This is a genomic window from Streptomyces sp. NH27 (genome assembly GCF_056859195.1).
In genome coordinates this window covers 1-1,562 of sequence record NZ_JACEGK010000900.1, presented here as the reverse complement: position 1 = coordinate 1,562, position 1,562 = coordinate 1, and the positions used below count along the sequence as shown (strand labels likewise).

Annotated in this window: 2 protein-coding genes; both read right to left on the bottom strand. The window is 71.8% G+C overall.

What is annotated here, in order from left to right:
• Window positions 1-64: 64 nt before the first annotated feature.
• Window positions 65-472, bottom strand: a complete 408-nt coding sequence (locus tag AC13HU_RS36895) for a GntR family transcriptional regulator (RefSeq protein ID WP_483046365.1) — start codon at window positions 470-472, stop codon at window positions 65-67.
• Window positions 469-1,326 carry a hypothetical protein gene (locus AC13HU_RS36890; protein ID WP_483046364.1) on the bottom strand — a complete coding sequence of 286 codons (858 nt, stop codon included), beginning with the start codon at window positions 1,324-1,326 and terminating at the stop codon, window positions 469-471. The genes AC13HU_RS36895 and AC13HU_RS36890 overlap by 4 nt, the downstream gene beginning before the upstream one ends.
• Window positions 1,327-1,562: the final 236 nt, after the last annotated feature.

Sequence of the window (1,562 nt, the reverse complement as noted above, 5' to 3'; positions counted from 1 at the left end):
CCACGTATACCGTCGCCGTCCCGCATGACGTACGACGAAGCGCAGTTGGGCTGCCTGTGGGACGTCAGGAACCCGGCCCCGGTCGGTCCGCACCCTTCACCTGCCGCTTGAGGACGTCCCGGACCGCGCCGACAAGCTGTGCGTCGTCCGCGCCGAGCAGCCGTGCGGCCTCGACGTACTCGTGGGCGAGCCGTGCCAGCGGGTCGTCCGTGCTCGCACCGGCGGGCGGTGCGCAGACCCGGGTGCCGGCGCCGCGTCGGGTCCGTACCAGCTGGGCGGCCTCCAGCTCGCGGTAGGCGCGGGCGACCGTGCCCGCCGCCAGGCCCAGATCGGCGGCGAGTTGACGGACCGTCGGGAGCCGTTGGGCGTCGGGAAGCCGCCCGGTCCGGATGAGCAGTGCGAGCTGGGCGCGGATCTGCTCGAACGGCGGTACCGGGCTCGCGGTGTCGACCCGGATGTCGGCAGCGTTCACGGACGACGCCTGTCGATGCCGCACAGCACGGCCAGGCAGTACAGCGCCGTGACCGCGGCGCCGATCAGAATCGGCAGCAGCCCCCAGTAGGACGCCTGCTCGGCCCCACTCCGGCAGGAGAGGCCGTTGATCGCGCCCTCCACGCAGAGGCCGATACCGGTCAGAGAGCCGGTGACGAGGAATCCCCAAGCGGCCACCACGTCGGTCATGACGGCGCGGCGGCGCCCTTCGTCCAGGACGCGCGCGCCGGGTTCGTCGAGGGCGGGGCGGCGCGCTGTCCGATGGAGGGCGAAACCGCACAGCGCCGTTGCGACCCCGAGCGCGGCGAGCAGCGGAACGCTGTAGTAGGAGCCTGGCCACGGTCCGCGGGTCTCGGTCATGTCGCCGCAGACCTGGACGAGCGAGCGACCGGCCCTGCCGACGTCGTCCGTACTGCCTGTCGCGGTGGTGGCCGTCAACAGCGCCACCAGGACCACCCCGAACCCGGCGACCAGGGCCGTGAAGCGAGCCGGCAGGTAGTCGCGGATTCTGCGGGGTGCGAGGCCGGCCGTGCGAACGGCTCCCCGCGGCTTTGGCATCAGGGCGTCGGCACCCAGCGCGCCGAGCACCGCACCGGTCCCGAGCACCGTGGGTGCGAGCAGCAGGCCGCTGCCGAGCGACCCGCTTCGCGATGTCCACAAGGCGATGGCGACGCCCAGCGCGAGACCGGTCCAGCGGGCCAGACCTTCCGGCCGGATACGGGTGTTGAGGTGGGTGCTGAGTTCGGGGACCAGGTCGCGTCCCGGGACGAGAGCGACGATCGCGCCTCCTATGAGCAGGAGGAGAACGGGCAGGGCGAAGGGCAGAGCAGACACGCGAACCCCAAGTGGTTGTGTCAAGCGGTCGATACAAGATACCCCGTGGAGGCCGCTTGTGTCGCCCGCTTGATACAAGTCTTGCGGGCGGCGCTACGGGACACCGCTCGACACGGCGCAGGAGCGCACGCTCGTGGACACGGTCGGCGCCGAGGAAATCGCGTTCAACTCGGCGACCGGCCGGCGTGGTGGTTGGTGGGGGTGGTGGGGGTCGGATCAGCCGATCGGTTGAGGGG